This window comes from Haloarcula amylovorans, assembly GCF_004681185.1.
In the GTDB taxonomy this organism is placed as follows: Archaea; Halobacteriota; Halobacteria; order Halobacteriales; family Haloarculaceae; genus Haloarcula; species Haloarcula amylovorans.
The window spans coordinates 885221-908613 of record NZ_SRIF01000001.1; the positions used below are offsets into that span (position 1 = coordinate 885221).

General features: G+C 63.7%; 23 protein-coding genes and 1 pseudogene. 13 read left to right on the top strand and 11 right to left on the bottom strand.

Features of this window, described 5'->3' with window-relative positions:
• Positions 1-30: 30 nt before the first annotated feature.
• The 3 genes from E4S61_RS04575 to E4S61_RS25245 all read right to left on the bottom strand — a co-directional run bounded on the left by E4S61_RS04575 (position 31) and on the right by E4S61_RS25245 (position 2684).
• The gene (locus E4S61_RS04575) at positions 31-1386 is read right to left on the bottom strand and encodes a phosphohexomutase domain-containing protein (RefSeq protein WP_135302709.1); all 1356 of its coding nucleotides are present in this window, start codon (positions 1384-1386) and stop codon (positions 31-33) included.
• A gap of 336 nt (positions 1387-1722) precedes the next feature.
• Complete coding sequence (psmB, locus tag E4S61_RS04580; RefSeq protein WP_135302710.1) at positions 1723-2439, bottom strand: archaeal proteasome endopeptidase complex subunit beta; 717 nt, start codon at positions 2437-2439, stop codon at positions 1723-1725.
• Positions 2440-2513: 74 nt separating this feature from the next.
• Positions 2514-2684, bottom strand: a complete 171-nt coding sequence (locus E4S61_RS25245; protein ID WP_167768415.1) for a hypothetical protein — start codon at positions 2682-2684, stop codon at positions 2514-2516.
• A gap of 275 nt (positions 2685-2959) precedes the next feature.
• On the opposite strand from E4S61_RS25245, the gene E4S61_RS04585 reads away from it, so the two are divergent.
• The 3 genes from E4S61_RS04585 to E4S61_RS25250 all read left to right on the top strand — a co-directional run bounded on the left by E4S61_RS04585 (position 2960) and on the right by E4S61_RS25250 (position 4236).
• Positions 2960-3328 (top strand): DUF555 domain-containing protein, encoded by a 369-nt coding sequence (locus tag E4S61_RS04585; protein WP_135302711.1) that lies wholly within the window; start codon positions 2960-2962, stop codon positions 3326-3328.
• A 64-nt stretch (positions 3329-3392) separates the two neighbouring features.
• Positions 3393-3935, top strand: a complete 543-nt coding sequence (locus E4S61_RS04590) for a CBS domain-containing protein (RefSeq protein WP_135302712.1) — start codon at positions 3393-3395, stop codon at positions 3933-3935.
• A gap of 139 nt (positions 3936-4074) precedes the next feature.
• On the top strand, positions 4075-4236 hold the full coding sequence (locus tag E4S61_RS25250; protein ID WP_167768416.1) for a hypothetical protein: 162 nt from the start codon (positions 4075-4077) through the stop codon (positions 4234-4236).
• Between the two features lies 1 nt (position 4237).
• Here E4S61_RS25250 and purM read toward each other — a convergent pair whose 3' ends face one another.
• From purM to E4S61_RS04605, 3 genes are read right to left on the bottom strand one after another with little or no spacing between them, the layout of a single operon-like run.
• Positions 4238-5248 (bottom strand): phosphoribosylformylglycinamidine cyclo-ligase, encoded by a 1011-nt coding sequence (gene purM / locus E4S61_RS04595; protein WP_135302713.1) that lies wholly within the window; start codon positions 5246-5248, stop codon positions 4238-4240.
• Between the two features lie 48 nt (positions 5249-5296).
• Entirely contained in the window at positions 5297-5938 is a 642-nt protein-coding gene (locus E4S61_RS04600) for a zinc metalloprotease (RefSeq protein WP_135302714.1), read from the bottom strand.
• On the bottom strand, positions 5938-7473 hold the full coding sequence (locus E4S61_RS04605) for a TraB/GumN family protein (RefSeq protein ID WP_135302715.1): 1536 nt from the start codon (positions 7471-7473) through the stop codon (positions 5938-5940). The genes E4S61_RS04600 and E4S61_RS04605 overlap by 1 nt, the downstream gene beginning before the upstream one ends.
• A 252-nt stretch (positions 7474-7725) precedes the next feature.
• Here E4S61_RS04605 and E4S61_RS04610 point away from each other — a divergent pair, with 252 nt between their 5' ends.
• From E4S61_RS04610 to E4S61_RS04620, 3 genes are all read left to right on the top strand, one after another.
• A complete protein-coding gene (locus tag E4S61_RS04610) occupies positions 7726-8001 on the top strand; it encodes a PadR family transcriptional regulator (protein WP_135302716.1) in 276 nt (91 codons plus the stop codon).
• Positions 8002-8135: 134 nt separating this feature from the next.
• Positions 8136-8573: an acyl-CoA thioesterase gene (locus E4S61_RS04615; protein ID WP_135302717.1), complete on the top strand. Its 438-nt coding sequence runs from the start codon at positions 8136-8138 to the stop codon at positions 8571-8573.
• A 31-nt stretch (positions 8574-8604) separates the two neighbouring features.
• The gene (locus E4S61_RS04620) at positions 8605-9060 is read left to right on the top strand and encodes a hypothetical protein (protein WP_135302718.1); all 456 of its coding nucleotides are present in this window, start codon (positions 8605-8607) and stop codon (positions 9058-9060) included.
• Here E4S61_RS04620 and E4S61_RS04625 read toward each other — a convergent pair.
• Entirely contained in the window at positions 9057-9608 is a 552-nt protein-coding gene (locus E4S61_RS04625) for a class I SAM-dependent methyltransferase (RefSeq protein ID WP_135302719.1), read from the bottom strand. The two genes, E4S61_RS04620 and E4S61_RS04625, sit on opposite strands and share 4 nt — an antisense overlap.
• A gap of 83 nt (positions 9609-9691) precedes the next feature.
• Between E4S61_RS04625 and E4S61_RS04630 the strand changes: the two genes are divergently transcribed.
• On the top strand, positions 9692-9871 hold the full coding sequence (locus tag E4S61_RS04630; protein WP_135302720.1) for an HEWD family protein: 180 nt from the start codon (positions 9692-9694) through the stop codon (positions 9869-9871).
• Between the two features lie 52 nt (positions 9872-9923).
• Positions 9924-10241: a divalent-cation tolerance protein CutA gene (gene cutA / locus E4S61_RS04635; RefSeq protein WP_135302721.1), complete on the top strand. Its 318-nt coding sequence runs from the start codon at positions 9924-9926 to the stop codon at positions 10239-10241.
• A gap of 57 nt (positions 10242-10298) precedes the next feature.
• Here the strand turns inward: cutA and E4S61_RS04640 are convergent, their stop codons facing one another.
• Positions 10299-13367, bottom strand: a complete 3069-nt coding sequence (locus E4S61_RS04640) for an oligosaccharyl transferase, archaeosortase A system-associated (protein ID WP_135302722.1) — start codon at positions 13365-13367, stop codon at positions 10299-10301.
• Between the two features lie 95 nt (positions 13368-13462).
• On the opposite strand from E4S61_RS04640, the gene aglG reads away from it, so the two are divergent.
• Together aglG and E4S61_RS04650 are read left to right on the top strand one after the other, a co-directional pair.
• Complete coding sequence (gene aglG, locus E4S61_RS04645; RefSeq protein WP_135302723.1) at positions 13463-14410, top strand: glucosyl-dolichyl phosphate glucuronosyltransferase; 948 nt, start codon at positions 13463-13465, stop codon at positions 14408-14410.
• A gap of 4 nt (positions 14411-14414) precedes the next feature.
• The gene (locus tag E4S61_RS04650; protein WP_135302724.1) at positions 14415-15554 is read left to right on the top strand and encodes a glycosyltransferase; all 1140 of its coding nucleotides are present in this window, start codon (positions 14415-14417) and stop codon (positions 15552-15554) included.
• 22 nt (positions 15555-15576) lie between these two features.
• On the opposite strand, the gene E4S61_RS04655 is transcribed toward E4S61_RS04650, so the two are convergent.
• Both E4S61_RS04655 and E4S61_RS04660 read right to left on the bottom strand, forming a co-directional pair.
• Positions 15577-17325, bottom strand: coding sequence for an ArnT family glycosyltransferase (locus E4S61_RS04655; RefSeq protein WP_135302725.1), 1749 nt, complete (start codon positions 17323-17325; stop codon positions 15577-15579).
• 105 nt (positions 17326-17430) lie between these two features.
• Complete coding sequence (locus tag E4S61_RS04660; protein WP_135302726.1) at positions 17431-18885, bottom strand: lipid II flippase MurJ; 1455 nt, start codon at positions 18883-18885, stop codon at positions 17431-17433.
• A gap of 221 nt (positions 18886-19106) precedes the next feature.
• Here E4S61_RS04660 and E4S61_RS04665 point away from each other — a divergent pair, with 221 nt between their 5' ends.
• Positions 19107-20084 (top strand): alkaline phosphatase family protein, encoded by a 978-nt coding sequence (locus E4S61_RS04665; protein ID WP_135302727.1) that lies wholly within the window; start codon positions 19107-19109, stop codon positions 20082-20084.
• 2 nt (positions 20085-20086) lie between these two features.
• Positions 20087-21547: a sulfatase-like hydrolase/transferase gene (locus E4S61_RS04670; RefSeq protein WP_135302728.1), complete on the top strand. Its 1461-nt coding sequence runs from the start codon at positions 20087-20089 to the stop codon at positions 21545-21547.
• On the opposite strand, the gene E4S61_RS04675 is transcribed toward E4S61_RS04670, so the two are convergent.
• Entirely contained in the window at positions 21538-22383 is an 846-nt protein-coding gene (locus E4S61_RS04675) for a TrmB family transcriptional regulator (protein WP_135302729.1), read from the bottom strand. The genes E4S61_RS04670 and E4S61_RS04675 overlap by 10 nt on opposite strands.
• Before the next feature lie 132 nt (positions 22384-22515).
• Between E4S61_RS04675 and E4S61_RS04680 the strand changes: the two are divergent.
• Positions 22516-23139: pseudogene (locus tag E4S61_RS04680) on the top strand (IS6 family transposase).
• Positions 23140-23393 lie beyond the last annotated feature (254 nt).

The following is a 23393-nucleotide window of genomic DNA, read 5'->3' on the forward strand; positions in this document are numbered from 1 at the left end:
GGCAAATAGTCACCGGCGGTTTTACTGTCGCTATTCGGCGAACTCGATGGCCGCCTCGACGACGGTCCGAACCTCGGCGACGAGTTCGTCCACGTCGTCGCTCTCGGCGTAGATTCGCACGTACGGCTCGGTGCCGCTCGGTCGGACGAGCGTCCACGAGTCGTCTGGAAAGGAGAGTCGGACGCCGTAGGTCGTCGAGACGCTCGCCTCGGGGAACGCGTCCGGGAGCGTCTCCCCGATGCGGACCATCGCTTCGGCTTTCCGTTCGTCGGGACAGTCGACGCTGATCTTTCGGTAGGGGCGCTCCGTGACTGTTTTCCGTCGGTCCTCCAGCGACTCTGCGGCGAACAGTCGCGTGAGGACCGCGGCGCTGACGACGCCGTCGATCCAGCCGCCGAAAGCCGTGTGGAGGTGTTTCCACGGTTCGGCGGCGAAGACGACTACCGTATCCGCGTCGCCGGCCGCTCGTTCGCGGGCGACGCCCTCGTGGAGCGCGCCCAGATGGACGCGCTCGACGCGCCCGCCCGCCGCCGCGACTCGCTCGTCGATGCGTCCCGACGCGTTGGGCGTCGTGACGACTACTGGGTCGGCGGCGGCCGACGCTCGGACGTAGTGTTCGGCGAGCATCGCCAGAATCGTGTCCTCGTGGACCACGTCGCCGTCGCCGTTCACGACGACGAGCCTGTCGGCGTCGCCGTCCTGTCCGATGCCGAAGTCGACATCCGTCGCGGCGACGAACGACCGGAACTTCGAGAGGGTCTCGGCCGTCGGCTTGCTCCCTCTGGCCGGGAAGTAGCCGTCGACGTTGGCTTCGGTCGCGCGGACGTCGGCACCCAGCGCGCTGAGGACCTGCGGCGTGGCGACGCCGGCCATCCCGTTGCCGCAGTCGACGGCCACCGTCAGGCCCTCGGGGTCAGCGCCGTGCCCTCGCGCGTACTCGGCGACCGCCTCGCGGTACGCCGGGAGCACGTCGGTTCGTCTCGGCTGACCCCACTCGCCCCACGCCGTTGGGTCGTCGCCGTCGGTCATCCGGTCCTCGATTCGGCCCTCCGCGTCGCCGTCGTACTCCTGCCCGTCCTCGAACAGCTTGATGCCGTTATCCGTCGGCGGGTTGTGACTCGCCGTCACCATCACGCCTCGGCGACCCCGAGAGGCGTAGGCCAGCGCGGGCGTCGGGACCTGTCCGACCGACACGACATCGGCTCCGGCGCTCTCCAACCCGGCGGTCAGCGCCGCGGCCAGCGCCGGCGAACTCACCCGCCCGTCGTGACCGAGCACGAACTCCCCGGCGTCACGGCCTGCCGCCCGCCCCACTCGAAGCGCGAGTTCGGGGGTCACTCGCTCGACGACGTCCCCACGGATTCCGGCAGTCCCGAACAGGTTCATATCCGTCACTCGGGCCGGTTCCTGTATAGTTCTCCCGCTCTCTGGACGAATAGAGCAGTGGCGCGCACCCACGGGGACGCGAGCGAAGCGACCCCGCGAGCGTCCCCTTGGTACGTGCGAGGGACGAGTAGCGCAGCGACGCGAGCAACGCAGTCGGTTGGGGAGGCGTGTGGCTGTCGAGCGTTGATATGCGGGAGAGCATCCGAGCGAACGGAGTGAGCGAGGGTCACCGGAATCGCCGGCGGCGATTCCGGCCTTTTTCACCCGCGTTTTTCGAGGAGGGTTCCCACAGGCCGCCGAAGGCGGCCGAGGAAACCCGACGAAGAAAAAGGTGGTCTAGAGTAGTTCGTCGAAGTCGTACCCCTGAATGTCGACGCCGTCGCTCGTGATATCGGCGAGGAAGATGCCGTTCCCGGAGCCGGTGTCGCGCTCGGCGGCGGCCTTGATCGAGGCGGCGGCGACTTCGCGGGCCTCCTCGTTGCTCATGTCGTCCTCGTAGCGGTCTTCGAGCGTCCCGTAGGCGACGGTGAGCCCCGAGCCGGTGACGGTGTAGTCGTCTTTCATGACGCCGCCAGCGGGGTCGATCGAGTAGACGTGGTGGCCCTCGCTGTCGACGCCGCCGAGAATCGGGTTGATGGCGAAGAAGGGACCGCCGCGGGCGAAGTTGCCCGCGAGCGTCGAGAGCGCCTGCATGCTCATCTCCTCGCCGCGGCGGGCCTCGTAGAGGTTGACCTCGGCGCGCAGCGAGCGGATAAAGGACTGGGCACCGCCGACGCTACCGACTAAGGTCAGCGCCGCTGTCGGGTGAATCTGCTCGACCTTCTGGACGTTCTTATTCGAGACGAAGCGGCCGCCCAGCGACGCTCGCATGTCCGTGGCGATGACGACGCCCTCGCTGGTCGTGATACCGATGGTCGTCGTCCCGGTCTTGTTGACCTTCTCGTCGTCACGGCTGCTCTGTTCGGGCAGCGACCCCACTTCCGGCTCGTAAGGGTCAGTCTGGAACTCGTCGGCCGTCTGGGGGCGTGAGAAGTCGGGAGTCGTGTCTCTCATTACCGTTCCGTATCACTCCGGCGCTGATAAAACCTCTTTTTGTGGTGAGGCTGACCGCCTCCGGCCACTTTCGTCTACGCTCGTGCCTCTTCGTAGGCGTCGCTGAGCCCCGTTACCGCCCGGTCGATCGGGAGGCGCAGACCGAAGCGTTCGGTGACCATCGCTAGGGGTAGTAGCACGATGCCGGCGAGCAGCGTGAGTTGATACAGCACGAGCAGCGTTGCGGAGTACAGTCGGGATTCCATCGTCCCTCGATAGCTGGCAGGGAGACACCCGTATAAATACTTTCTGCACAACTCACAAACATGCAACGACGTTCGTGATAGATAACCACGCCGCAGTCTGGCGATTAAACCAAAGTTGAAGAAAAGACAACTCAATGAGAGTAGCCCGGCCGAACGGGCGTAACTGGAGCATTGGAATGGCTCGGCGTTCTCGTAACTTATGACGATAGTAACGGTGACGTGCGCAGCGGACGCGAATCAAAACAAACGAGTAGCCAGGCCGTGAGGCTCTTCGTATGAACTACCTGGTGGCGATGGAAGCAGCCTGGTTGGTCCGTGACGTAGACGACATCGACGACGCCATCGGCGTCGCGGTGAGCGAAGCCGGCAAGCGCCTCAACGAAGCCGAGATGGACTACGTCGAGGTGGAAGTCGGCGCGACCGGTTGCCCCGCCTGCGGCGAACCGTTCGACTCAGCGTTCATCGCGGCCGATACCGCCCTCGTCGGATTGGTACTGGAGATGGACGTGTTCAACGCCGAATCGACCGAACACGCTCAGCGCATCGCCAAGAGCGAGATCGGCGGTGCCCTCCGTGACGTTCCGCTGAAGGTCATCGAGGTCTTCGAAACCGAGGAGGACGACGAGAGCGAAGCCCAAGCCTGAACGAGGCAAACGGCCGCCGTATCGAGCCGGTGGCTTTTTGTATTACCTATAGTTATCGTGGGTCATGGACTTACCCACGCCCGACGACTTGCGGGAGCGGCGAAACGAACTCGACCTGACCCAGAGCGAACTGGCCGAGCGTGCCGACGTCTCCCAACCGCTCATCGCTCGTATCGAGGGTGGCGACGTGGACCCGCGGCTCTCGACGCTGCGACGCATCGTCAACGCGCTCGACGAGGCCGAAGGCGGGATCGTCCGAGCACGCGATGTCATGAACTCGCCGGTCATCGGCGTCGCGCCCGACGACTCCGTCCACGAGAGCAAGCAACTGATGGACGAGAAGGGGTACTCGCAGGTTCCGGTCATCCGCGACGGCGCGCCGCAGGGACTCATCGGCAACTCCGACATCCGCCAGCGGCCGGAGGAGAATGTCGGCGAACTCCCCGTCGCCGAGGTGATGCACGAGTCAATCGCCACTGTCGAACCCGACGCGACCATCGACGAGGTGGATGCGTATCTCAACCACAACGCCGCTGTGATGGTCGTCGAGGACGGCGAGACGGTCGGCGTTATCACGGAGGCCGACATCGCCCGGACCGTGAGCTAACTGGTGGTACGCGCTCCCATCCCTCATACTCTCCTTTGAAGATGGGTGAAAACGGCCTTTTCTCCGCCGTAAACGCGCCCTAATCGTGAGAACGGTCCCAGTATTATATACCGGTCGTCGCTGGAGTAGCAGTCGAGACATGCCACCGACGGACACTTCGTTAGACTTTCATCTCGAAGCGGCACTCGCCACGGCCGAGGACGAGACGACATTGTATCACCTGCGCCAAGCGATGCAGTTGCGCATCGCAGAAAACGAGAACGCCGCCAACGAACAGGCCGACGACCCACTTTCTGCCTGAGTTAGCTATCGAGTTCGAGGCCGCGAACCGCGACCGCCCCGTCGCCTTCTTCGACGTGCCCGATAACTCGTGCATCAGCGGATGCTTCCACGACAGTCTCGGCGCCGTCTTCCGGAAGTGCTGCGACGAACCCAGTACCCATGTTGAACGTCCGATGCATCTCCTCGTCGTCCACGTCGCCCTCCTCCTGAACGAACTCGAAGATGGGTTGGGGGTCGAAGGCGTCGGTAATCTCGTAGCGGAACTCGCCCATCCGCGCGAGGTTCGTCCAGCCGCCGCCGGTGACGTGGGCCGCGGCATGAGTCTCGGCATCCCGTAGCGGGGTCAGGACTTCGCTGTAGATGCGGGTGGGCGTCAGCAGTTCCTCGGCGATAGTCACGTCAGGATTGTGCGGGAATGGGTCGCTGTAGTCGTGGTTTCGGGTGACTGCTTCACGGGCCAGTGTCAGACCGTTCGAGTGGACGCCCGAGGAGGGCCACCCGACGATTACGTCGCCGGCCTCGGCTTCCCCGGGGAAGACAGCGTCTTTCGGCGCGAGACCGGCGCAGGTCCCGGCGATGTCCAGTCCCTTGATGACGTCGGGCATCACCGCCGTCTCGCCGCCGACGAGGGCGACGCCGGCCTGTTCGGCCCCGGTCTTCAGGCCCGCTCCGATCTCCTCGCTGGTCTCCTCGTCGGGATTCTCGACGGCGAGATAGTCCACGAATGCGACGGGTTCGACGCCCGCGGCCAGCAGGTCGTTAGCGTTCATCGCCATGCAGTCGATGCCGATAGTCGAGTAGTCGTCGATGGCCTCGGCGACGAGCAACTTCGTCCCGACACCGTCGGTTGCCAGCGCGAGATACTGGTCGCCGATGTCGACGAGACCGGCGTAGTCGCCCTCGAACTCGCCGGCCGCACCGATGAGCGCCTTCGTCGCCGCCTCGCTTGCGTCGATGTCGACGCCGGTTTCGGCGTAGGTCAGTCCCTCCGTCTCCTCGGCGTCCTCGGCCGAGGCGTCGTCGTCAGTCATACCAGAGGAGGCACGCGGCGCGGGCAAAAGCGCATCGTTCGCCCGCGTTCAGAAGGGGAGGACGAACAGCGCGCCGAACGCGAGCAGAATCGACGGGACGGCGACGACGAAGAAGACGAGATTACTCCACGCTCGTACCTTTCGGCCGTCCAGCGGGCCGAAGGGGAGCATGTTGAACCCGGCGAGCAGGAGGTTGATCTGGAGACCGCGGTAGGCGACTTCCCAGAGGAAGCCGCTATCACTGCCCGAGAGCAGGATGGCGACGAACGGGACGAGGAAGACGACGGCTAACAGGAGATTCGTTACCGGCCCGGCGAGCGCGATGAGGCCGTTCTCCTTCGCGCTGATGCGGCCCCGGTGGACGACGGCCCCGGGTGCGGCAAAGAGGAAGCCGACCAGCGCGCCGACGATGGCGAACCCGAGCATGCGGTAGTCCGCGCGAAACGCCGCGACCTGTCCGAAGCGCACCGCGACAACCTTGTGGGCCAGCTCGTGGAGCAGGAAGCCGACGCCGACGGTCAGCAGGCTAACGACGAGTGTCGAGGCGACGGCGGCGAGCGTGAGGTCGCCGACCTGCCCGAGCAGTGCCGACCGGAACTGCGGTTGTAAGAGCAGGGTGAACGCCAGCCCGAGCGCCAGCCACGCGATGAGCAGGTCACGAAGCTCCTGCCGACTGAAGCTGAGTCCCATTACACCGCCCCCACGAGTATCTGCGTGCCGCGGTTGATCCCCTCCCAGAGGAGGGCAGTCACGCCCTGCATTCCGCCGATGTCTGCGGCGAGGTAGGGCAATAACGCCGGGAAGACGACGTAGGAGGCAACGGCGCTACCGATGTTGGTCAGCGCGACGATGAGGATGAGACGGAACAGCGGAACGGTGCGCATCCGCGCGAGGAGGTCCATAATCGGCGCTTGCTCGTCGCCGAGAATCTCGTTGAGTCGGGCGATGTCGCCGACGTTGACCGAGATGTAGCGCAGTTCGACGTAGCCGGCGAACCAACCGGCCGCGAGCAGCGGAAACAGGCTCGTCAGCCAGCCGAATGCCCCCGCGACGATGGCGCTGGACCAGTGTGACCCGGCGACTTTCGCCAGGCCGCCGGCGAAGACGGCGTTGACGACGACCAGCGCGACGAACAGTTCGAGGAGGACCGCCTGACTCGCACCGCCGAGTATCAGCAGGCCGAAGAAGACCAGAAAGACGAGGCCGATGCCGTAACCGACGACCTGATACAGCGAGATTCGTCGGCCGCCATCGGTGCCGGTGAGCGACTCCAGTGGCGGCAGTTCCTCGGGATGTTCGAGGTAGTGTTCGATGCCCGCTCGGTGGCCAGCACCGACGACGGCGAGGACATCGTAGCCCGCCTCACGGAGACCGACCAAGCGATGCGCGATGAAGGCGTCGCGTTCGTCGATGAGCGCCTCGGCACCGCCTGGGGAGAACTGCCGGAACTCCTCCATCATCGCGCTGACGACGTCCGTCTCGGTCAGTTGCTCGATGTCGAACTCCTCTACGTCGTCGGTCCCGCTGTGGAACCGCGTGAGTAGCGCCGCGATGGGCAGGCCGACGAGGAGGCTCGCGCCGACGACGAGGAGGAGCGTATCGAGCAGGCCGGTGACGGTGCTGGCGATGCCAGCGGGTAGGACGCCACCGAGGAGTCCCGACGGGACGATGAAAGGCCCGCCGAAGGCACCAGCGACGATGGCGATTCCCGCACCGACCGTCGCGCCGATGGTGAGGCCGACGGTCAACGGTGGGCCCATCTCGGCTGCGAGGCTGCCGACGAGTGTAATCTTCTCCGTGAAAGACAGGCGCGCCCAGAACCGTTGGACGGTCGTCTGGATGTCGCGGTCGACGAGGGCGACCCCCAGCCCGAGTTCCTCAGCCTTGTCGATAGCGGCTTTCATGTCCGCGCCCGGCTCGATATCGAATCGATCGCCGAGTCGTGTCTGGATGTACGACAGCATCCAGTACGCGAGGAACTGAAAGACAGTGTTGCCACGCAGCAGGTCGCCGGCGTCGAGGTCGTCAGGAGCCTCGCCCTGCATCTGCTTGTACCGGCCCTCGTCGAGTTCGACCGCGACGATGTCGGGCCGAGTCTCTTCGATGCTCGTCTCGACTTCTTCGACGCTGTGTTCTGAAACGTGGGCGGTCCCGACGACGGTGACGGACCCCTCGCCCGAGGGTCGCGGAGGATCGTCGCCCGCCGACGCCGCGTGTTCAGTCATCAATCCGGGGTACACGGGCGTTTCCTTTACCGTTGTCGGGTCGGCGACACGCTCGCTCTGTTGGCTGGCTATCGAGTGGTAGAATATTCAATAGAGCTACACGTTCTTCTGACAGACGGTCGTTTTCACTGTTATTTTGCAGGTTCGAAGGGTGGTAACTACACGACAACGGAAGATTACCTGTAGGTTATCTACTCACCTCCTGTTTAGCAATAGTGATATGTGCGGAGTCCGACGAGACGAGCGGGAACCATGCACGATCTGACTGGCTTTCAACGCGACCTGCTGTACGTCATCGCGGGGCTGGACGAACCGCACGGCCTCGCCATCAAGGACGAACTCGAAGACTACTACGAGAGCGAGGTCAACCACGGGCGACTGTACCCGAACCTCGATACGCTCGTCGAGAAGGGACTCATCGAGAAGGGTGAACTCGACCGACGGACCAACTTCTATACACTGACACGCCGGGGCGAGCGCGAACTCGACGCCCGACAGGACTGGGAAGCACAGTACATCACGGCCTGATACGGATTGGTGTAGCGATTTATCGGTACGCGCCGACCCGGATCGGCGCTATCCGGAAATAATCTACAACATTCCGTATGAACGACGGACTGCTCCCCGATACACTCAATTAGCTGGGCCGGACAGAAATCGGTATGCCGGAACTGCTGGAGACGTATCTTGAGAACCGCTGGATGGTCCAGCCGAACCACGCCAACCACCTCGGGACGACCCACGGCGGGAACGTCCTGAAGTGGATGGACGAACTCGGCGGGATGGCCGCGATGCGCTTTGCCAGCGAGAGCTGTGTCACCGCCCGCATGGATCAGGTGAATTTCAAACGTCCGATCCAAATCGGTGAGACGGCGCTCGTCGAGGCGTACGTCTACGACGCCGGGGCGACCAGCGTCAAAGTCCGATTGAAGGCGGCCCGGGAGGATCCCCGGACCGGTGAGCGCGAGCCGACCACAGAGTCCTATTCTGTCTACGTCGCCGTCGACGAAGCAGGCGACCCGATGGAAGTGCCGGCGCTCACCGTCAATTCCGAACGAGGAGAGGCACTGCAGGAGGCGGCCCTCGACGGCGAGCGCTGAGGTTTTTCACGGTCGGCGGCGAAGACGGCCCATGACACTCGATGTGGCGACGCCCGACCGGCCCAAACTCGAAAGCGCGATAGACGCCGAGGAGTACGACGACGTGACCGTCGAAGGCGACGAGTACCGTCGCGACGAACTCGCCGAGGCCCTGGACGACGGCGCATGGGCTGACGCCTTCGAGTCGTGGGCGGCCGAGACGAGTCTGGACGAGGCGGACTGGGATGTCGTCACCGATCTCGACCTCATCGAGGAGTTCGACTTCTTCTGGGACTCCTTCGCCGGCCGTGTCGGCTACCACGCGCCGGGCCTGCCGGAGAACTGGCGCGAACGGGACATCCACCCGGACATCCAGTCCTGGGAGACGGTCTCGTCGATCAACGCCTCGCTCACCGAACTCGGACAGGTCGTCTGTGACGTCCTGGCTGACGACTACCTCGACTGGGAAGCCGACGAGGTAGACGCGGGCGACCTGCCGGACTTCTAGAGCGATCCTTCGAGAACGAACGTCTCGCGACGGTCTTCGGCCCGGTGGACCTCGATCCCGACCGCCTCGCACAGCTCGACGGCGTCAGCCGCGGCGTAGCGCTCCTCGACCGGCGGGCCGTCGGTTCCCTTGCCGTTCCGCGTCCAGTCGGCGAACCCGACTCGTCCGCCCGGCTTGAGGGCGTCGGCGACGGCTTCCATCGCCTCGGGCGTGGCGAACTCGTGGAACGTCATCGTCGAGAACACCGCGTCCAGCGGCTCGTCGATGGGCATCGCGTCCACCGTCGCCGTCACCGGCACGACGTTCTCGGGCAGCCCCTTCTCGCGGTAAATGTCGTGCATCTCCGACTGGACGTCGAGAGCGTAGACGGTCCCCGCTGCGGCCGCCACGTCGTCAGTGTAGAAGCCGGTCCCACTTCCGAGGTCCGCGACCACGTCCTCGGGGCCGGGGTCGAACAGCGCCAGCAACTCGTCGACAGAGACGTACTCGTAGCGGCTCGGGTCCTCCAGTTGGTCGGCGCGATCGGGGTCGAACGTGTGAAATCCCATCCCGTCGAGGTAGCGGGCCGACGGATAAAACGCTCACCCTGGAGACCGGCACGCTGATAACCGCTCACGCGTTTGGGTCAATCATGGCAAGGATTGTATCGCCCACGGAACGGGAGTGTGAGTGCTGTGGTCGGCGGGACGTGTGGGACGCGACGGAGACGACGTGGCGCATCGCCGTCGAAGACGGAGAGAAACTGGCCGGAAACCCGCACTGCCTCCACGAGTGGGACATCAACGGCGCGTTCAACCCCCTCCCCAGATAGTCGACCGAGAGCCGCCCGAACGTTCTTTTCACGTCCGCGTATCGAGTCGGCTATGCCGACCGCCTACATCACCGCACCGCCGGACGCCGCGAGTGACATCGCACGCACCCTGGTTGACGAGCGCCTCGCGGCCTGCGTCAACCGCTTCGACTGTGACTCCGTCTACCGCTGGGAGGGCGCGGTCCACGAGGAGAGTGAAGTGATTCTGCTGGCGAAGACGACCGACGACCGGTATCCCGAACTCGCCGACAGAATAGAATCACTGCACCCCTACGACGTGCCGTGTATCGAACGCTTCGAGGAGGCCGACCTCCTCGACCGATTCGGCGACTGGCGAGCGAGCGCGGTCGAACCGGACGAATCGGGCTGAGGGAGCCAGACCCCTTCGGAAAAAGAAAGCGCTATGTTGCAGTGTGACAGCGGGGAGTTACGCCGTTTCGGTCCCGGTCGCCGCTTCGGTCGCGGGTTCGGCCGTCGCCGTACCGGTTCCGGGTGCCGGCGTCGCGGTTCCCGACGAGCCGCTACCGGACGTGGTGTTCGTCGACCCGCCGTCGGAGCCATTCGCCGTCTGATTCAGCGAGTCGCCGGACGTTCCGTTACTCGATGACCCGTTGTCGACGTTGATGTCCTGACTGGTCTCTTCCAGTTCGACCGTCACTGGCGATTGGTTCTCGCCGACGACCTGTCCCTCGTTCACGTCGGCCGTCGCCGTCCACCGGGAGATGGTGTTGTTCTGGAAGGTTCCCGGCGTGCTGAACTGATACGGTCCCTCGGCGCGGACGCTGACGTTCGTGTAGCCTTCCTCGGTGCCCCACTGGTCGTAGCCGGTCGTCGAGTAGGGTAGCGTCATCTCGAAGTTCCCGTTCGAATCCGTCCGGGCCTGCTGGCGGTAGACGAACGTCTCGTTGGTCTCGTGGTTACGCATCTGGACCGACGCTGTGACCGTCGTGTTCGCAGGACCGGTCCCCTCGACCGTCGCGCCGGGGACCCGCTCGAATATTTTGGTCCACGCGGGGTTGTTCTTGTTCATGGCGTCGGCGATGCCGTCGGCCATGCAGTACTCCTGCTCGCCGACCGGCATCGAGGTCTCGTTGGCGAAACAGCTCTGATTACCGGCGGGTCGCGGTGCGAACCCGACGCTCTGTGCCTCGATGAGGGTGGCGTAGTTGAAGCTATCGGACGAGTAGGCGCTGCGCTCGCTGGACCCGACGTAGCGGTAGTTTTCCATCGCCGGGACGCGCTCGCTGGGGAGACTCCCGAAGCCACCGACCTGTGACGTCGAGTCGTTCTGCACGTACGTCCGCGCCTGTTCCATCGATCTGAAGGTCTTGATGGGCTGCCCGTCGGACGGCGTCGCTGCGACGCTGCGGCCGTTCTGCGTCGCGATTTCCCAGTCGAGGACGACCGGTTGCGGTTCGACGGCGCTGCCGTGATACCGGTAGAGCCGGACGACGGTGGTGTTGTAGTACGCCTGCGTGCGGTAGTTGAACTGCTGGCCGGTCTGCCTGCTCGTGATCGGCTGGTAGTAGTCGCGCGCGGAGACGTTCGAGACATCGTAGAAGCGAGGCGGCGCGAAGAACTTCCCGCCGTACTGGCTGTTGACGCTGGCCATCTTCCAGTCGGCCGCGACGTAGCGCGTCTTCGCGTCGTCCTCGTCCGTATTTTCGAGGACGTCGTTCGCCTGTGACTCGTTGGGCGCGAGAAGGAAGTTCGCGGCGGTGGTCGACCCCTGTTGGAAGGGGTTGGCGTTCGGGATGCGTTCGCCCTCAACGGTTATCATGTGGCCATAGTCCCACCACGACATCACGCCGTACTCGCCTTCCTGATAGTCGTAGTCCTCTCGGATCTGGTAGGTGCCGTATTGCTCTAGAGATTGTTCACCGCCGGTTCCGTAGGTCCCCTCTTCCGGCGTGTGTTCTGCCATCCAGTCGAGCCCGTCGTTCCAGCCCTGTGCCTCCTGTCCCGGGGCGGCCGACCCGCCGACTCCGGTGGCCGTCGGGGCAACGAACAGCAGCGGTCCGATGACGGTGAACACGAGGACGATGACGGTCAACACCTCGTACACCTCGACGCCGTCGTCGGCCGAGAGGTCGACCCAGCTGACGATGCGGGCGATAGCGAATCCAGTCAGGGCGGCGACGGGGAAGACCAGGTAAACGCCGAAGCGAATCTGCGTGAAGGAGGCCGCGAGGATGAACGCGCCCCAGACGACCATCAGGAACTGCTCTGCCGGGGGGTCGCGGTCGAAGAACTGCTTCGCGGCGATGTAGATTGCCCCGGCAATCGCGACGAACAGCGCGAGCCCATGGTACTGATAGAGGCGAAGGGGATTTCGAAGCGGCGTCGCCTCGCCGACGGAGGTCTGGGTCGCTGACGGACTCGACGTGAAGCCGACGACGCGAAGGATCTGATCGACGATGTAGCTCAGGAGGTTCGGCGTCAGCACCGCCATCGCGACCGTGATGACGAGGAGGATGCCACCGACCGTCACCGGATAGAGGTTGCGGTCGTAATCTTCTGCCTCCATGTAACGGGCCAGCCACGCCATGAACAGGCAGCCAGTGCCGATCGCGACGGCCATCAGCGGCTGCAACAGTGAGTGATCCGTCGCGGTGATCGAGAGCGTCTTGATGACGGCCAGTTCGAACACCGTCACCGCTCCCATCATTATCGCGCCAGCAATTGCGACGTGTTCCGGACTCTTTCCGCGGACGAACTCCATCGTGAGCCACAGGAGGAAAAAGGCACCGAGGATACCGAGGAGGAGGACGCCCGGGGGCCACGTCCAGAGGTACAGCGTAATGCCGAACCCGGCCAGTAGCGAGTAGCCGACGGTGTCTCGGAGAGCTGCGACGTCGCGTTCGAGGAACTGCTCGTAGATGGGTTTCTCACGCTCCGCGACGCTGAGTGCGACCATCACGCCCAGCACCGCGAGCGTCTGGAGGAACCCTTCTGCGACCTGGTGGTCGTACGTCCCGACGAGGCTTCGCTGGAGGAACACGCCCGCGGAGAGCGCGAGGACGACGACGGCGGTGACGCCGCCGAGGCGACCGCCGAGGCGGCGGCCGATGAAGTACACTGGGATGGCCGCGAGCGTGCCGATGACCGCCGGAGCGAGGATGGCGACGAGGCCAACGGTCTGCTCACTCGGCGATCCGAGTCCGACGACGAGCGCGATTGTCGCGACAACCTGGTCCAGCAGCGTCCCGAACTGGCCTGAACGGGTGCCGTGGGGGAAGTAGGTCCACGGATCGAACGGCATCGTCGCCGGCCAGTTTTCGACGACGAACATCGTCGAGCGGTAGTGATACCAGGGGTCCTGTGCGCTGAACAGTACCTCGCCGTCGACGATGAACTGCGAGTAGTTGCGAACCCGATTCCACAGCATGAACCCGATCAGCACCACGAGGGCTGGGATATGGTACCACTCCTGTACCCAGTCCAGGGCGGACTCGAGTTCGGGGTTATCGTCGAGATAGCCCCGCGATTGACTCATTGCCGGAAACACTTCCAACGCGCGCATAAGCCTTTTGACCTCAGACCGGACGCAGGATGGAAACGCCTAACAGCGGCCGTCGTGGACCTGCGTGCATGCGTGTCTCGGTCGTCCTGTGTACGCATACGATGGACCGGTACGACGACTGCCGGGTGGCGGCCGAGAGTGTCCTCTCACAGACGTATGAGGACGTCGAACTCGTCCTCGTTTCGGACGGGAGCGAAGCCGTCGCCGAGCGGTTCGAAACCGACTTCGGCAACCGAGAGAGCGTTCTCGTCCACTGCAACGACGAGAACGTCGGCTTACTGGAGAGCCGGAATAACGGGGCCGAGCTGGCGACGGGGGACGTAGTGGCGTTCCTCGACGACGATGCCGTCGCCGCCGAAGACTGGATCGAGAAACTCGTCGACGGATACCACCGTGACGGCGCGGACGGGAACGCTCTGGCAGTCGGCGGGCGGATGGTCCCGGCGTGGGTCGCCGGCAAGCCTGCGTTCCTCCCCGACGAGTTCTACTGGCTCGTCGGCGTCACACACCGTGGGTTCGGCCCGGATGGCGACCCCGAAGAAGCAGGCGAGGTCCGCAACACCTTCGGGTCGAACATCTCCTTTCGGCGCGACGTATTTCTGGAACTGGGTGGGTTCGAGGACGACATCGGCGGGCGAAAGGGCGAGAAGAACCTCCAGGGCGGCGAGACGGAACTGTGTGCGCGGCTCCAAGGCCAGTACGGGAGCGGCGTCTACTACGTCCCCGACGCACTCGTGGCACACAAGGTGTTCGACTATCGCACCGACCCCGGCTGGCTCGTCGACCGGGCTTTTTGGCAGGGGTACTCGAAGCGTGGCATGGAAGTGTTCGTTCCCGAATCGACGGGCGACGAGTCGGCGTTTCTCGGCGACCTGCTGTTTACGTTCGTACCGGAGCGTCTCCGTGACCTCGTTCGCTCGCCGTCGGTGGCCGCCCTCTCACAACTCGTCTTTCTCTTCGTCTTGACCGGAGCGGTCGGAACCGGCTACCTCTACGGAGCGTATGTGTGGGGGTAATTCGATGACGGAACCCGACCTCCCCGATGTCTGTGTCGTCACGCATCCCCTCGCCGCCGCGGGCGAGAACGCGACCCGAAGCCTCCTCGACGTGCTCTCGGCCGTGACCGGCGTCGCCCTCGTGACCGCGGACCTCCCCGCGGACTCGGAGATACGCGAGACCCGCGAACTGGTCGAACTCACTCGAAAGGGAGCCGGCGATTCTGTCCCCGTCGCTGCGGCCCGCTTCCTCCTGAACCAGTTGCGGATGTGTCGCGTGCTGGCCGACCGTGACGAGGAGGTGGTGCTGTTCTACGGCGCGACGTCGTATCTCCTACCCATCCTCGCTGCTCGCGCGCTCGGCAAGACGGTCCTCGTCGAACCGCGCGGGGACGTCCCGCTCACGTTACGACTTAACTGGGAGCAACGGATGCCCGCGCCCCTCGCTCGGGGACTCGCTGGCGCGGTGCGCACCCTCGAACGGGCAGGGTTTGCCGTGGCCGACGGTGTCGTCACGTACACGCCCTCGATGGCGAGACAGCTCGCGCTCCACCCCGAAGCGCCGGACGTCCACCCGACCGGCGCGCGGTACGTCCGGACCGACGAGTTCGCCGTCAAGAAGCCCTACGCAGAGCGGGAGCGAGTCGTCGGCTTTCTGGGCCGTCTCGACGAGGAGAAAGGTATCCGCGAACTGGCGACGGTCGCCCGGACGCTCCCCGATAACGTGACCTTCCGCTTCATCGGCGACGGCGACTTACGCGGGTGGCTGGAGTCCGAACTCGCCGCCGAGATGGACACCGGGCGCGTCGAACTCACGGGCTGGGTCGCTCACGACGACGTGCCCGCCCAGTTGAACGACCTCTCCTTGCTCGTGCTTCCGTCTCAACCGACGGAGGGGCTGCCGACGACGATTCTGGAGGCGTTGGCGTGTGGTACGCCGGTGTACGCCTCACCCGTCTCCGGCGTCCCGGACGTGGTGCGAGACGGCGAGACTGGCTTTCTCATCGACTCCAGAGAGCCGTCGGCGCTTCGGGACGGCATCGAGTCGATTCTCAACCGCGACGACCGCGAGCGGATAAGTCAGAACGGGCGTGCCCTGATAGAGCGCGAGTACAGCTTCGAGGCGGCCGTCGAGCGATACCGCGAGATTCTCTCTCGGTACTGAGCCGTTTGTGAGTGCGGAGTCGTTAGCGCTGCCCGTCCGCCGCGGTCTCGTTCTCCCGAGCGAGGATGACGACGTACGGCTCTTGTATCTCGGGCGTCGGTTCGACGCCTGCTTGAAAGAGTTGCTGACCGAGCGACTGGCTGGTCGGCCGCTCTCCGTACGTTTCGACGACGGTGTAGTTGTACTCCCCGCTCAGTAGCCCCTCGACGTAGGCTCGTCGTCGGGGGTACTGCTCTGCGTCCGGGTAACCGTCGGTGATGTAGTGCAGTTCCTCGGCTGTCAGCTGAATGTATGCCGGACGCCGTTCCGGCATGCTCACCATCCACTCCGTGTAGGCCCACTCGTTCAACACGAGCGAACTGTTGTACGTGGCGTTCTCCTCGGGGTAGTCGTAGTGGGCGACCGGTCTCCCGTGGACTGCTGCCACGTCGGCGATAGAGTTCTCGTATACTTCGACGGTGTCCTCGGCGTCGGCGTTCGTCTGGATCCAGTCGGTCGCCTCGTCGCGCGGGTCGGTGGCCAACCGCAGGTCGCCGACACCGGTGTACACCGCGCTCGTGACGAACAGCAGCGCCAGCCCGACCCGGACACCGCGCTCCCAGTCGTCCCAGAGACGCCGCATTCCGAGCGCGCCGAGCACTAACAAAAGCGGCAGCGTCGGCAGCAGGTGGTGGACGCGGACGTACCGCCACGCCGAGAAGACGGCGAGCGTCACGACGATCGGCGTCGCCACCAACAGCACTCGCTCGTCGAATCCGTCCGTCCGTCGGAGGAGATTGCGACCCGTCTCGGCGACGCCGACGAGGACACCGAGGAAGAGTGCCAGCCCGAACGACGAGAGGTAGCCACGGAGCAGCCAGAACTCGATACCGGCGACGATCCCGCCCGGTAGCGTCGTCTTCTGTCCAGTCGTGTGCGTGACCCGCGTCAGGAGTTCCCCCGGCCCGCCGACCAATACGCTCGGAAAGCCGAGCAGTATCGTCACGAGACCGACGACGAGACCCGCCGTCAGCATCTTCGGGCGGATGAGCGCCGCCCGACGGTCCTCGGCGCGGAACGCTCGCAACAGATAGCTCGCGCCGACGGCAACGACCGCCGACCCGCCGGTCAGTTTGAACGCGACCGCCGTGCCGGCCGTGAAGCAGGCCAGCAGGAACGTCCGCCGTCGTCCGGACTCGATATATCTCACACAGAGCAGCACCGTCGAGAGCAGGAAGAACACCATCGGGATATCTTCGTTTATCGTATGCGCCGACTCGACGAATCCGAACGAAAGCGCCAGTCCGACTGCCGCGACCTGCCCCGTCCACCGGTCATGGATCCGAACTCCGAGTCGATACACCAGATAGATGCAGGCGAGGCCGAGAAGCAAGGAGACGACTCTCCCGAGCAACACCGCGCTCGTCCAGAACCAGGCAGGCGCTTCGTGCCAGAGCGTCCAGCGAGAGGCGATGCCGCCGAGACTCACGAACTGGCCGAGCTGCCCGGTGAGCAAGATTGCCACGAATATCGGGGCGAGGACGAACGCGTACAGGTAAAACGTCGCTCCCAGCGTCCGACCGTCGGTGACGGCCCCCTGGAGCGACCCGAAGCTCGGGTCGGCGACGACCCGTCCGGCGACCTTCATCGGCTGAATCAGCCGCGAGTACTCGTCGGGGCCGGCGAAGTTCGGCACGCGAAACCAGATGCCGAAACCGAAGGAGACAACCGCTAACAGGAGGACGTACCGCAGGAGCGGGTCGGCATGGATGTCCCGTCGAAGCGGGCGCACCAGTGGACTATCGCGTAGGGGGGGACGAGACACGGTTGATGATTGTTCGCGCACGGTGGAAGTTATTGTTGTTTTTCACGTATCGATGCCCGCCCGCGGTTAACACTATCTTTCGGTCCGGGTCAGCCACGCTGGCATGACAGTCACCCCTTTCTCTCTCACTCGCCGTGACAGCACGAGGAGGGCGACGAAGTAGATCGCCGCGCCGAACACGACGAGTACGAGCGTGCCCGCCCGACCGGCGGGTATCAGCGGAGCGACGGGGAGGAGTAGGCTCGCCATCACTGCTGCGGCGAGTAGTTCTCGGCCGATTTCGCCGATCGGCAGCGGTACTGACTTGATAGTCGATTCCAAGGCGAGATATCCCATCACTGTCCGGACGGCGGACGAACACGCGGTGGCAACTGCGGCCCCGTACCACCCGAACCGCCAGACCAGCGCGACGTTCAGCACGATACTCACGGCGATGAACACGCCGTTAATTCTGTAGGCGAGGTCCGGTCGATCGACACCGTTGAGGACGTTGAGGAACTGGGAACCGTACACGTCGGCCACGTACGCGCAGATGAGGACGAGGAGGATACCGGCACCTTGGCCGAACTCCGGACTGTAGAATCTGAGAACCCGTTGTCCGATGACTGCACCCCCGAACAGGCCAGGGATGACGAAAACGCCACTGAAGACGAGTCCGTCTTCGAGTATGCGATGGATTCGCTCGAAATCATCGCTCTGAGACAGTTCGCTGACTTCGGGGAACAGCGTTCGCCGAATCGCCGTACTGATGATGCCGAGCAGCGTGGCGATTCCCCATGCCGCTTCGTAGATGCCGACGAGTGACGCGGTGACGAAAAACGACAGTACAAACGTGTCTAGCCAGCCGTACACTCGCGTTCGGAGCGTCCCGAGCCACGCGTATCGCGCGTAGTCGAGGACGCTGCGTACCTCTGCGCGTGTCGGGAACTCAATACTCGAACTGATGAGCGCCACTCCAGCGATCGACCCAACGAGCACCGAGAGGCTGTGACCCACCACGAGCGCACTCACGCTATAGCCGACGAGCAGGACGCCGATCTGAAGCAGCGACCGGAGGACGCGCTCACCACCTTGTAACAGACCGCTCTCCCCGACTTGCTTATCGCCCTCGATAGCCGAGCGGACCGTTCTGTAAGCCGACGTCACGACGACTAGCGCCGCGATTTCGACGTTGTATCTGGCGAGTATCTGGATGATCTCCGCGTCGATGGGGTCGAACATTCGCAACAGGTGGCCGACGAGCAGGACGCCGATACCCAGCGCGAGCGCTACTGCCCCGTTTACAACCGCCCCGACGCCTAGATAGGCCGCGGGGTCGTGGCCTTCGCTCATCCGTTTTCGAACGCCGCTCCCAATAGCCTGAGCCGGGACTATGAGGAGGAACGACCCGAGCGAGACGGCGATAGCGTACCGACCGAGCGTCGAACTCCCGCCGAGTACAGCGATGGCGAACGTCGCGGCAAATCCGGCTACCGAGACGACGACTTGCCCGAAGAAGTGGACGAGTGTCGTCTTTCCCAGTCGCATGCTACATCCTCCACAGCTGTGACGGAAGCGGATTCGGGGACATCCCGATACGCCGGAGCGTCCTCAACTCGTCGGCACGACAGACGTGTTGCTCCACGTTGTGTCGAGTGACCGCAAGTGACGGTGAAAACTTTTCGTTCGAGAGAATAGCGCTCCCGACCCGAATTGGTTCGTTCGCTCCGAAAGAGATTAACTGATCCGAAAACTCCATCCCTGTACGAATGGTTCTCGTCGTTCTCGGAATCGACGCGCTCGACCCGGAACTGGTCGAGCCGGCGAGACATCCGAACCTAGCCCTCGATACCCATCACGCGATCGCGACGATAAACAGCGTCGAAGGCGAACCCAGCACCCACGAACTCTGGCCGACTATCATCACTGGATTGGAACCTGCCGAACACGGGCTGACACTTGACGACGACGGCGTCGCGTGGGAGAACCCGCTACTGAACGTCGGGAGCCGCCTCGCTGATTACGTTCTCCCCGATAGCGTCCAGAGCCGTCTCGGTGCGTGGATTCTCACGAACACGACCGCCGACGCGTTTCGGACTCCGGCGTCGTACTACGCCGAGCGCGGAATTGAGACGGTCTTCGACGCGTTCGACGCGACCACGATAGGGATTCCGAACTACGTCGTCGACCCCGACGAAACCGACCGCGAGCACCAACTCAGACAGAACATGGGTGACCTATTTGAGCGGGACCCGGACGCGAAGGGGGGCCACACGTCCGCGGACCCCGTCGAGTTCTACGAGCAATGTTTGGAGATGGTGATGATTCGTCTCGCGCGCGCTCGGCGGCACCTCCGCGGCGGCGACTCGGAACTCGTCTTCGCGTACACGAGCGGACTGGACCTCGTTGGACACATCGCCTACGACAATTTGGGCCTCCAGCGGGAGGCCTACGACGAGCTAGACGACTTCGTTGGTGAAGTCCGAGCAGACCTCGACGACACCGACGAGTTGTTGCTGGTGAGCGATCACGGGTTACAGGACGGCGTCCATACGCACGAAGCGATGGTCGCCGCGACGGACGAGGATATCATCGAGCGAATAGAGAGTGTGCTTGACGTTCGGGCTGCCATCGAGGGCGAACTGACTGGCGTAGACCACCGCCCCGACGATCGGGCGGTCGAACGGACGGGGTCTGACCAGGGAGACGCTGTCAGAGAGCAACTGGAAGATTTGGGGTACATGTGACGATGGCAAACGAACCAAATATCCTGCTCGTCGTCCTCGACAGCGTTCGAGCGAGCAACCTCAGTCTGTACGGCCACGCGAACGAGACGACGCCGTTCCTCGACTCGTTCGCCGCCGAGCGAGCAACAGTCTACGAGCAGGCCCGCGCCCCAGGCGCACGGAGCGTGACGAGCCACGCGAGCATCTTTTCGGGTCTCCACGTGGACGAACACGGCGTCATCTCGGCAGCCCATCGCCTCGAACCATCTGTGTCGGTGTTTGACAGCCTCCGCACCGACGGGTACGCGACAGGCGTGTTCACCGAGAACGACTGGCTGACGGCTGTCGACGTCGGCCTGAAGGACGGGTTCGATACGGTCGTCGGCGCGCGGAACGTTCCGTTCCCCGGTGGTCTAAATCCACACGAGTTCGTCTCGAATGAGGGGCAAGGCGAGTACGGCGCGTTCCTCCGAGCGGCTCTGTCTAGCGACCAGCCGGGACGCTCGCTCGCTAACGGCGTCGCAACGAAAGTGCAGTCCGACTACAAGCGATTCCTCCCCCGAAGCGTTCGCGCGTCGACTCCCGCAGATGTCTACGTCGACGCGCTGCTGGAGTGGAGCGGCCGGCAGGACGGGCCGTGGGCGGCCTGCCTGAACCTGATGGACGCACACATTCCCTACGAACCCGACGAGGAGTACGACCGGTGGGGCGGCGCGAAGGCTCGCTCGCTCCAGTCGTCGTTTGAGGACCAGAAGTGGGAATTCAACGGCGGCCAGCGTCCGTGGTGGCAGAAGAAAGCGGTCGAGTCACTGTACGACGGTGCGATTCGACAGCTGGACGCCGAGTTGAAACGACTGGTCGCGGCGCTCGAAGATCGGGGAGAACTCGATAAGACGCTACTCGTCGTCACTGCCGACCACGGGGAGGGGTTCGGCGAACCGAGTCGACTTCGGGAGGGAGTTCGAGTGGCAGAACACGGCGTAGCAATCCACGATGCGCTTCTCCACGTCCCGCTGGTAGTTCGCTATCCCGAGCAGACGGAGTCGCGACGAGTCGAGAAACCGGCGACGCTGACGGCGTTCCCGGACGTAGTGAATCGAGTTCGGGACGGCAAGCGACCGAGAGACAGATTCTGTCCGGACGGCCCGGTCGTCACCACTGCGGTCGGGCTGGACGACCCCCTCCAGGAGCGGGCCGGGAAATACGCAACCGACCTGTCGCCGTGGATACCGACCTCACGCGCCGTGTTCGAAGCCGACGACACCGATGGAACGGTGCGGAAATACTGCAAAAACCCTGATGCCGCGGCGACAGTCATCAGTCGAGATGCACAGACTGCCTACCGCGTCTCGTGCGACGACGACGGCCGTGTAGACGAGGTCTTCGATTCGATCGAACAATTGGATGTCCGAACCGACGGCGAAACTCTCGATGACCTCGACGATGCTACCATCGGCCGACTCGAAGACCTCGGTTACGTCTGAGTCGACGGCTGGCTCTCGTACTCCCACACCAGATCGAAGTACCGTTTCATCCCTGCGACGAACGAGCCATTGTCGGTCAGGGCGGCCTGTCGCATGTGGTTCGGCACGTCGGGTTCCTCGACGAGCAGTATCGCTTCGCCACGGTCGTAGTCCATGCTCGGGTCTACTAGGGTTCCGCGCCACGGCAGCTTCTTCGTGCTGAATCGGACCGCTATCTCGGGGAACTCCGCGTCGAGTCGCTCAACGACTTCGGCCTGGATGGCGGCTTTCTCCGGCGGGAGTCGGTCGGGATGGAGAAAGAGGATAGAGATGTCGATGCCCCGCTCGACGGCGTCGTCGAGCGCTCGGTCCACGCTGTCGAGGTAGGCGAAACTGTTGGTGATGACCCGTAGCGTCTCGTCGGCGTGGTCGTAGAGGCGGCGTGTCTCCCGCTCGCTCGGGTCGCCGACGTCGACGACGTGGAACAGTTCGGCTGTCGGCGAGATGTCTTCGCTCGCTCGCTCGTAGCGGGGGCGGTACTCCGAGAGAAAGACGTCCCGGTACTCCTCGACGTCGCTGGCAAAGCCCTCGAAAGACTGCCGCCTGTTCTCGACGGCGCGGTCGAGAATCTCGGCCGGCGATTTGGGTTGGTACTCCTTGGGCCGGCCCGGGACCACCTTGATGAATCCGCGGTCGGCGAGCGAATCGAGGACGCCGTAGACGCGGGCCTTCGGGATGCCGCTGGCCTCGGCGAGGTTCGGCGCGGTCGTCCGGCCCAGCGAGAGGAGTTCCTCTAACGCCATCGTCTCGTACTCGGTTAGCCCAACGCGGTTGAACACGTCGGACGCATCGGCCATACGGAGTGGTTCACCTCCCAGTATGTAAAACGCGCGGGGACCGTCGGAACGGCACTATCTAGTTGAGCGAGTTTGCGAAGCGAGGAGGTCATAGCGAGAAGTGTCCATGCAACTCGCAGACTTCTCAGCGAAATGTTGAACGAGGACAATAAAGACGTTTGGGAGAACGAGCGCACCCCGACACCCGTCTGGCGATTTGGGGTTCGTCCCATACGTCGGGGCTGTCGATCAGGGAGACGGTCGCGATCTGAGATTTGCTGGGTGTCGATGCTCTCACGGTGTGGTCTGGAACTGGGTTCATACACTGTCTGAAGCCCAGAGCGACTCACCGACGGCGGAGCCGTCGCAGGTCGCGGTCGACGAGAAACAGAGCACGATTGATGGCGAGAAAAAGTGGCTCTACGCCGCTATCGACACCGATTCAAAGTTGCTGCTCGAAGTTGATGTGTTCAGCTGCCGCGGAACTGACCCAGCGGCGACGTTTCTGCATTGGCTCACCCAGAAACACGATGTCGCCGATACAGCGTTTCTCGTCGATTCTGGTGGCTAGCTGACTGCCCTCGCTCGTCAGAAATTGAGCGGTCGGCTTGACAACCATATCCGGAACCACATCGAAAAATGGTTCTAGACTGTGACCATGCGAACCGACCGCTTTCACTCCTTCTAGAGGGAAGTCAATCCAGCGCGAAATAGTGGTTACGACGCTTCAGACACCACTATAACCGCGAGCGACCCAATCAAGCGCTCGACAGATGAACGCCAGCTGAGGAGGTCCAGAGCTAGATAGTGCCATCGAAAGCGATCTAACTGTAGGTTACTTCATATCCAGGAGTAGCCAATTGGAATATGAATCAGAAATTACTGTTTATACACGGATTACGGTTTTTCCATCTGGTTTTCGTTGTTCCAGCGAATACATAGTTAGTCAGACACCAAATGAGAGCACCCGTACCCTGGGTGGGCGCTCAATGAGATCACCGTCACAGACGAGAGAAGACAGAGATTTTCGT

Bases quoted from the DNA above. Each gene is read 5' to 3' on its own strand.
- E4S61_RS04575 (WP_135302709.1), bottom strand. From the start codon at position 1,386: ATGAACCTGTTCGGGACTGCCGGAATCCGTGGGGACGTCGTCGAGCGA.
- psmB (WP_135302710.1), bottom strand. From the start codon at position 2,439: ATGAGAGACACGACTCCCGACTTCTCACGCCCCCAGACGGCCGACGAG.
- E4S61_RS25245 (WP_167768415.1), bottom strand. From the start codon at position 2,684: ATGGAATCCCGACTGTACTCCGCAACGCTGCTCGTGCTGTATCAACTC.
- E4S61_RS04585 (WP_135302711.1), top strand. From the start codon at position 2,960: ATGAACTACCTGGTGGCGATGGAAGCAGCCTGGTTGGTCCGTGACGTA.
- E4S61_RS04590 (WP_135302712.1), top strand. From the start codon at position 3,393: ATGGACTTACCCACGCCCGACGACTTGCGGGAGCGGCGAAACGAACTC.
- E4S61_RS25250 (WP_167768416.1), top strand. From the start codon at position 4,075: ATGCCACCGACGGACACTTCGTTAGACTTTCATCTCGAAGCGGCACTC.
- purM (WP_135302713.1), bottom strand. From the start codon at position 5,248: ATGACTGACGACGACGCCTCGGCCGAGGACGCCGAGGAGACGGAGGGA.
- E4S61_RS04600 (WP_135302714.1), bottom strand. From the start codon at position 5,938: ATGGGACTCAGCTTCAGTCGGCAGGAGCTTCGTGACCTGCTCATCGCG.
- E4S61_RS04605 (WP_135302715.1), bottom strand. From the start codon at position 7,473: ATGACTGAACACGCGGCGTCGGCGGGCGACGATCCTCCGCGACCCTCG.
- E4S61_RS04610 (WP_135302716.1), top strand. From the start codon at position 7,726: ATGCACGATCTGACTGGCTTTCAACGCGACCTGCTGTACGTCATCGCG.
- E4S61_RS04615 (WP_135302717.1), top strand. From the start codon at position 8,136: ATGCCGGAACTGCTGGAGACGTATCTTGAGAACCGCTGGATGGTCCAG.
- E4S61_RS04620 (WP_135302718.1), top strand. From the start codon at position 8,605: ATGACACTCGATGTGGCGACGCCCGACCGGCCCAAACTCGAAAGCGCG.
- E4S61_RS04625 (WP_135302719.1), bottom strand. From the start codon at position 9,608: ATGGGATTTCACACGTTCGACCCCGATCGCGCCGACCAACTGGAGGAC.
- E4S61_RS04630 (WP_135302720.1), top strand. From the start codon at position 9,692: ATGGCAAGGATTGTATCGCCCACGGAACGGGAGTGTGAGTGCTGTGGT.
- cutA (WP_135302721.1), top strand. From the start codon at position 9,924: ATGCCGACCGCCTACATCACCGCACCGCCGGACGCCGCGAGTGACATC.
- E4S61_RS04640 (WP_135302722.1), bottom strand. From the start codon at position 13,367: ATGAGTCAATCGCGGGGCTATCTCGACGATAACCCCGAACTCGAGTCC.
- aglG (WP_135302723.1), top strand. From the start codon at position 13,463: ATGCGTGTCTCGGTCGTCCTGTGTACGCATACGATGGACCGGTACGAC.
- E4S61_RS04650 (WP_135302724.1), top strand. From the start codon at position 14,415: ATGACGGAACCCGACCTCCCCGATGTCTGTGTCGTCACGCATCCCCTC.
- E4S61_RS04660 (WP_135302726.1), bottom strand. From the start codon at position 18,885: ATGCGACTGGGAAAGACGACACTCGTCCACTTCTTCGGGCAAGTCGTC.
- E4S61_RS04665 (WP_135302727.1), top strand. From the start codon at position 19,107: ATGGTTCTCGTCGTTCTCGGAATCGACGCGCTCGACCCGGAACTGGTC.
- E4S61_RS04670 (WP_135302728.1), top strand. From the start codon at position 20,087: ATGGCAAACGAACCAAATATCCTGCTCGTCGTCCTCGACAGCGTTCGA.
- E4S61_RS04675 (WP_135302729.1), bottom strand. From the start codon at position 22,383: ATGGCCGATGCGTCCGACGTGTTCAACCGCGTTGGGCTAACCGAGTAC.